General features: G+C 38.4%; 7 protein-coding genes. All 7 read right to left on the bottom strand.

Annotation, left to right across the window (positions count from 1 at the left end; all coding sequences use genetic code 11):
* Positions 1 to 524, bottom strand: a 524-nt coding sequence (locus QM491_RS25350; protein ID WP_283330384.1) for a hypothetical protein, incomplete at its 3' end; no start/stop codon positions are given.
* A gap of 121 nt (positions 525 to 645) precedes the next feature.
* On the bottom strand, positions 646 to 1,071 hold the full coding sequence (locus QM491_RS25345; protein WP_283330383.1) for an SMI1/KNR4 family protein: 426 nt from the start codon (positions 1,069 to 1,071) through the stop codon (positions 646 to 648).
* Positions 1,072 to 1,074: 3 nt separating this feature from the next.
* Positions 1,075 to 3,048 (bottom strand): HNH endonuclease, encoded by a 1,974-nt coding sequence (locus QM491_RS25340; RefSeq protein ID WP_283330382.1) that lies wholly within the window; start codon positions 3,046 to 3,048, stop codon positions 1,075 to 1,077.
* 221 nt (positions 3,049 to 3,269) lie between these two features.
* Positions 3,270 to 4,946: a fibronectin type III domain-containing protein gene (locus QM491_RS25335; protein WP_283330381.1), complete on the bottom strand. Its 1,677-nt coding sequence runs from the start codon at positions 4,944 to 4,946 to the stop codon at positions 3,270 to 3,272.
* The gene (locus tag QM491_RS25330) at positions 4,943 to 5,707 is read right to left on the bottom strand and encodes an IS1 family transposase (RefSeq protein ID WP_283330380.1); all 765 of its coding nucleotides are present in this window, start codon (positions 5,705 to 5,707) and stop codon (positions 4,943 to 4,945) included. The genes QM491_RS25335 and QM491_RS25330 overlap by 4 nt, the downstream gene beginning before the upstream one ends.
* A gap of 149 nt (positions 5,708 to 5,856) precedes the next feature.
* A complete protein-coding gene (locus QM491_RS25325; RefSeq protein ID WP_283330379.1) occupies positions 5,857 to 6,291 on the bottom strand; it encodes a hypothetical protein in 435 nt (144 codons plus the stop codon).
* Between the two features lie 5 nt (positions 6,292 to 6,296).
* Positions 6,297 to 7,012: TNT domain-containing protein (locus QM491_RS25320; RefSeq protein ID WP_283330378.1), on the bottom strand; the 716-nt coding region annotated here is incomplete at its 5' end.

Here is a 7,012-nt window from a genome sequence, read left to right as displayed (position 1 = left end):
TTGAGCTTTTGAATAAACTCTCCAATGTTGTTTATCGTCTCAGATATCTCTGGGGCTAGCGAGTCTGCCACGGTAAGGGCTAGGTTGTAGGCAGCATAGATTTCTGCCAACTTTTTGCGCTGTTCTTCGCTGAGTAAGGCTACATCGATATGAGATAGTTCTGCCTGCCCTGCTACGACACAGCCGCCTTTGGCTACTTTGATGTTCTTAAATTCAACGCCAAGTTTAGCGTTGTTGAACATTGGTACTTTCACAATACCTTTGCCATTACCTGAGCCATCGAGGTCTACTACCTCAAAGGCGATGGAATTTATCGCTATTTCGTCTCCAGTTTTTACTTGGATAATATCGCCTGAAGGAACTGAAGGGGCGTCGTGTTGTCCGCAGGTGTAGCCTGCCAGATAACTGGCACAGTCTATCTTTGAGGTATTGAAGGCTGTTTTTAGCTCTTCTACGGTAGCGTTAGAGGATAATTGTGGTAAAGTTCCACCACTTGGTAAGTTCTTTTTGAGGCTATCGGACAAACTCGAAGTCTCTCAATAGGTTACTTGCGGTGCTCTTCTAATACAGATAACCAAAAGCAGGCAATACATACAAAACCCTTGACTTTTACAGCCAAGGGTTTTGTATTTTTAGATTTCATATCTAGGAAAAGGCTTCCTCTTCCGTTTTTAAGCCATTTATAAATTCTTCAAAAGTATCAGCAATAACTAAAAATTGTTCTTCTGGTAAATGGTCTGTCCAACGGTTAATAATTATTTTTCCGTAGGTATCCTTATCAAAGCTCAGGCAAAAATGCCATCCGCCTGGGTCATACGCAAAGGGGACTAATTTGCGATGGTAGTCTATGAAAAGTTCCTCTTCAATTTTGAATAATTCAGGATAAGAAAGATATTTTTGTACCTCCCATTGAGTTTTATCTTTATCAAAGAAATACCGCTCATAGTGGCTTAACCCTGCGTTTGCTTTTAAAAAATCTTTAAAATCTTCAGATAATGAAATGTTAATAATAGATTCAATATGTCTCACATTTGAATCTCCCATTCTTGGATACAAAGTTAATTTTTTCATTTTTTATGGATAAGTAGTTATACCAAAATAAGCTTTCCATTGAGCAACAGAACCAGAATGAGCCATTCCTTTGATTCCTGCCCCTCCATGCCCTTCACTCAATACTAACTGCATTGTACAATATGGTTTACCATTGATAATTTGAAAGTCATCTAGGTGATGCCAAGTATAATCACCAGCATCACTTGCTTTAATTCCTAGCTTTTTAAATGCTTCAGAAAAATCTTTCCCTCTAGTTCCTTGCATTTCTATTAAAATACCATTCCCTTGATTATTTGCAATATATTTCACATTATCAGGATGCATATATTGAGTTCCATTATAATCAGGGACTAATCTATTTTTACTAATAGGAACAGAAATATTCGTGTTTAAATTTGGATTATAGGCTGGTTCAAAAGTTGTCATTCTCAATTCACCTGTACTTGTAGGATGTATGCTTACGACTTGGTTTGTTTGACCTGGTCGTTCAAGCACAACTGACAATCTTCCTTGCGTATCCTCTAAGGTTTCGAGTACATTTTTGTTACCAATAGCACTTTCTAAATCCTCAAATATCTTTGACTCAGCAGCAATTCCTGATAGGTTTTCTCCTCTGAGTGATTTATAATTTAATCCCTTGCTACTAGTCCATGCTTTTAAATTGTCTGCTCCTTGCTGAGTAAGCTTTGAAACTAAGCTGTTTGGTACAATTGCGCCTACCCCTTGCGCCCCCTCTTGAGCAAATTTAATCAATTTGGCTTCATCTTCGCTGAGAAGTACGGTTACTTTTTGATTGGAAATCTCGATTTCGCCCAATAGATTACCTTGACTATCAACGCCTCCTGTTAATCTCACTAGGTTTCCATCAAGTTTGCCTTCATAAAGTAATTTGTTGATTTCATCAAGTGCTGATTTGAAATTATCGCTTAGGTTGACTGTTGGAAAGGGAATTATCATCGCATAGGCTCTGCTTTGCTTGTTTATCCGTAAACCTGGACGGATAAAAGCTTTACCTACCGACTGCATTCCGGTGAAATAGCGTTTAAAGGTCTCAAAACCTTTGGACAAGATTGATGGATTTGCCTCGATATACTTAAGTGCGCCTCGGGTTTCGAGTATATCCAGTACTAGTCCACCTATAACGCCTGTCCAATGCCCTGCTTTCTTTAAATCACTAATGCCTGTTGCTGAATAGTAATAACCAAAGGGAAGTTGGCGCAGGTCGTTGGCTACATTCACAAAGGGAACAAAGCTGATGGCAATATCACTTACTTGAGGAGAAAAATACTCTCCTGCTGTGTAGCGTGCCCATTGGATGGCGGCTACCTCCAATGCTTCTGCTATGGCTTCTTCCTTTACACTCGATAGTTCGGAGGCACTTAGTTGGACTTCGTCGAGACATGGCTCCCAATCGCCAGAGGTGTTTACACTACCGATGCCTGTTTTTGTTTTGGCAAATTTCTTGTTTGTTATTACAGATGCTTCACAGTAATCTCTAGCAAAGGTTGAAAGACTTTCTTTAAAGCCTACTTGATTGCAATAGGCAAACCATGAAGGAGATCCTGTACGTCGTACCGACTGTACCGTTATAGGTGTTTCATAATAGTTGGTACACTTGACATTAAGGGCTTTGCGTAAACCTTTTTTACACTGGGTAGAATCAAAGCTAAAGGTTTGCTCCCATTCAAAATTACATGGCCCACTGCAAGGTTTACTTTTCCAAGGTTCGAACTGAATGTTTTGACAGTTTGCCAAGGCTGGGCCAAGTTCGTTCATGAAGGCGATGTTGGCATCGCGTGCTTCCTCCAATTTGCTTAGCTGGGCTTTGAGTTTGCCTGATTTTATATCACATATTGCTTTTTCAAGGCTATCTTGTACTACTTGACTTTGAGAGGAAATATCTCTACAATTATCAAGTATTAAAGGAAGCTTACTCAAATCACTCTCAGATAGTAATTTCTTTGTTGCTTCCTTTTTTGCTTTGATAGCAGACAAGCGATCGTTTAGGCTATTGATTACGCCAGCAATTTCGGGTGCAAGTGCATCTGCTATATTGAGTACAGTATTGTAAGCAGCATAGATTTCTGCTAACTTTTTACGTTGTTCTTCGCTGAGTAAGGCTACGTCAATATGAGATAGTTCTGCCTGTCCTGCTACGACACAGCCGCCTTTGGCTACTTTGATGTTCTTAAATTCAACGCCAAGTTTAGCATTGACTAGGCGTCCCCATTAAACATAGGTACTTTCACAATACCTTTGCCATTACCTGAGCCATCTAGGTCTACTACCTCAAAGGCGATGGAATTTATCGCTATTTCGTCTCCAGTTTTTACTTGGATAATATCGCCTGAAGGAACTGAAGGGGCGTCGTGTTGTCCGCAGGTGTATCCTGCTAGATAACTGGCACAGTCTATCTTTTGAGATTTTAATATATTCTTTAATTGCTTTACATCAAGGCTATCACTTTTTTGATTAGGAGACAAGCTTAAGCCATGAATAGGTATTTTACTTGCTTTTATACTATCTGGTAAGACAGACCAATCTATCTCAATACTAATGCCTGTGTCAAGAATTGAACTCTCATTCTTAGATGGTGTTTCGGCCTGATATACTGCTGGTGGATACTGCTGGCTTGGGTTACTATCGCTAACAGTATAGGTTTCGCTGGTATAGTCAGTATCGTCGTCAATGTTATTACTAGGAGGGCTTATTTGTATCGTGCTGTCGATAGGCTCAGGGGCTATGATATAGCCTTGTGGTTCACTGTAGCTACTTTTATTTACATAACTACAGCGTGCTAATACCTTAAACTCATACGATGAGGCTGGCAATTGCAAGAGGGTGTAACTCGACTCGGAGGTTTGTTTTTCTATCCACTGGTCATCGGTTGTTTTGCGATAGCTCAGGGTATAGTCTAATACTTCGGTGTTGGGGTTAGTCCATGATACTACAACGCCTACATCGCCAACAGGCTCTAGAGATACCTGTTGAGGACGCAGACATCGCTGAGTGGCCAACTGCCCCTGAGTGCCATAAGTAAAGGCTACGACTTGGCTAAAACCATTGTTTTCGAACTGGTCATAGCCATTGACATCCATTGCCTGTACTTGCAGGGCATAGCGCTTGCCTGGCGTAAGTACAGGGTCGCTACTACTATAAAGGTAGTTGGTAGCCAATACCTCCGTCATAAACACAGGTAGGATGCCAGCGTTGACCACCACATTGGGGTCGGTGTCTTCGTCCTCTTCTGGGATTTCGTATAGTCGTAATCGGTATAAAGTACCTTGTGCCGTGTTTACAGAATAATAGCTGTTGGACACCCACGTAAAATTGATACTCTGAAAACCTGTATTAGGTAGTATCGCATTGTTGGCAGGATAGGTAATGGTAGGAGGTTGTGCCCTAAATACTGTCATTAGGGTTACTCCAGTATTGGATACCTGTCGTTGGTCAGGTAAATAGGCTGTTACTTCCCACTGATAAAAACCCGCAGGCAGATTTGTGCCTTGATAGAGATCCTCAATGGAGATGCCCTGAGCCACTAGATTGTCGGCACTGAAGTTATCAGAGAGTTGCGCTCCTGAAAGAATTTGGGGTATCCCTGGCTGTAACACAATGGGCTTTGTGCTGATAAAATCAGGAATGTTTTCGAGTACCACGCCTAAGCCCTTGAGCCGAATACGAACCGTTACTTCTACTGAGGGTTTCTCAAGGTCTTTGAGCAACAAATACACCTTAAATTTCTCGGTGCTTGTGGCATAGTCTGTCCAAGACAAACTATAGGGAGGCGTAACAATGGGGGTACATTGTACAGGATAGTTTTGAGCAATGGTTTTTAGACTACTTATCAATAGTACCCAACACAAGAATAGGATTTTGGATAGGTGTTTCATTTCTGTTGACTAAATAAGGTGATACTTACGCTACGGCTAAGTTTGTTAGCTCCAAATACATATTTACTCCAGAAATATATTCGTATAATAGATTCTAACATTATGACGCATTTACTGAAGGAAAGAGTACGTCGATTTAAACGCTTGAGATGTGTCCGTAGGGTAAGATTCATGCGTTCAATATGATTAGTGCTCCTATTTTGAATACTATGTATCTTGTTATCAATGAGATATTTATAACTTTTCAACTTATCAGTATAAATCTTTCGAGGATAAGCTTCAACCAGTGGCTGCAGTACCTGATTTAGCATGGCATTACTGCGACTGCCAACTGCGAAGGAAACCACTCGTCTACTTTCTCTTTCTAAAGCATAGGCTATCCAAATGGGGTTAGATTTTTGGAGATAATAGGTTTTTAGTTCGTCTACTTCGTATTCTTGATTGTCTGATAGAGTAGGAGGAAAAAGAGTAGAAGCAATATTTTTTATTCGTTTGAGTATGGTGGTGGCTGAAATAGACAAAAGTCTTGCCATTGATAGTATTCCGACACCTTCTTTGGTTAGTGCTATAATGTTAGGGTTTGTGCCTATATGATAAGCTTGATAGGTATAAAACACCACGGTAGTTTTGATACACTTTTTACAAAAATAACGCTGTTTTCCACGTATATCTCGACCGTATTTTATCAAATTTCCTTCACAGCAAGCACAGGAAATAGTGCCACCAACACATTTGTAACACGAGGTCGTAGTTAATACCATTTTTTGCGATTTAAGAGCTTTAATTAGTCTTGTTGATACGTAACAATATCTCAGAAATCACATATAATATAAAAAAATATGCTTAACTCGCTAAGAGTTAAGGGTACCAACACTTCTGTAACATTACCGTTTAATTTACACGCCCTATTTTATACCGTATTAATTTCATCTATTAACCATACTCCTGATATATAGCAAACATTCCTACTTGGTTGAGACTCTCCAAAACTAAATGATGTCATAAATTTTGCATCACAGTTGTTACATTTAGAAAAAAGATATAAGGCACTTAAATTTTGAAAAATCATTAATTCCCCCAAGTGTCTATATATACGAGGGCTTTCCTTTGCAATATTATTCTTTAAAATTTCTTTTTTTGTAATTAGTTTCTTTCGTATATATAAATCTTCAAGTAGATTACCAGTATTATCATCAATTATCACATTATTATTTGTTTGACAAATAGGACATTTGAATTTAACTTCCACTCCATATTCATAAATAGTACTGCCTTCAAAAATATTTGTAGGCAATTCGATTTTATTTTTTAAAATAATTGGGTTGTTTATATCAATTTTCTTCATAGAAATTATTTTTTAAAGACTTCTCCGACCCAATTAATGTATTGTCCATTAGGTGAAGATTTAATTGTAATTTTTATATATCCTTCATCTATTAAATTTTGAAAATTTGTATAACTACTTCCCTTAGGTTGAAATTTAAACATCATTTGTTTTCCTTTGCCAACCTGCCCAAACCAAGGAATAACATCTGCACTTTGCCCTTTAATAGGCAAATCTTTCAAAATTTCAATCTCATAATATAAAGAATTTTGGTTTTCTGAAACTCTCAAAGCTCTTTGGGCATAATTATATGGAGAACCATTAATTGGTGATGTAAAACTTCCCCCTAGAATAGGCTTACCATTATCACCTAATTTAAACCACTCCTGATATCTATCAAATTTCATTCCTTTTGTTAAGGGTATATCATCAACAATATTATATCCTCCATTAGCTGGAGGCCATCCACCATTAATATTATATTTTTTAAATAAATTTTCTAGTTGTCCCCACTTTTCATATTTCCACAAGTCCCAAGCTTGATCTGCAATTTGTGCGTTTTCACTATTTGCAAAATCGGCAACAGTACTAATAAAGTCTTTTTTGGTAAGTCCTCTAACTAAATCCCCCGTCCCAGTAGTAAATTTACTTAAAATTTTTCCAACTGCATTTTTTATGAGTGGGTGTTTGGCGATTCTTCCTAGTGTGCCAAGTACGATTTTGCCTCCTACTTCTGCTACAG

Source organism: Flectobacillus longus, assembly GCF_030056705.1.
In the GTDB taxonomy this organism is placed as follows: Bacteria; Bacteroidota; Bacteroidia; order Cytophagales; family Spirosomataceae; genus Flectobacillus; species Flectobacillus longus.
Note: the sequence above shows the minus strand (reverse complement) of the source record. Positions and strands in the feature narration are given on the sequence as shown.

What these genes read in the sequence shown, in the direction of transcription:
- QM491_RS25345 (WP_283330383.1), bottom strand. Translation starts at nt 1,071, where the DNA reads ATGAAAAAATTAACTTTGTATCCAAGAATGGGAGATTCAAATGTGAGA.
- QM491_RS25335 (WP_283330381.1), bottom strand. Translation starts at nt 4,946, where the DNA reads ATGAAACACCTATCCAAAATCCTATTCTTGTGTTGGGTACTATTGATA.
- QM491_RS25330 (WP_283330380.1), bottom strand. Translation starts at nt 5,707, where the DNA reads ATGGTATTAACTACGACCTCGTGTTACAAATGTGTTGGTGGCACTATT.
- QM491_RS25325 (WP_283330379.1), bottom strand. Translation starts at nt 6,291, where the DNA reads ATGAAGAAAATTGATATAAACAACCCAATTATTTTAAAAAATAAAATC.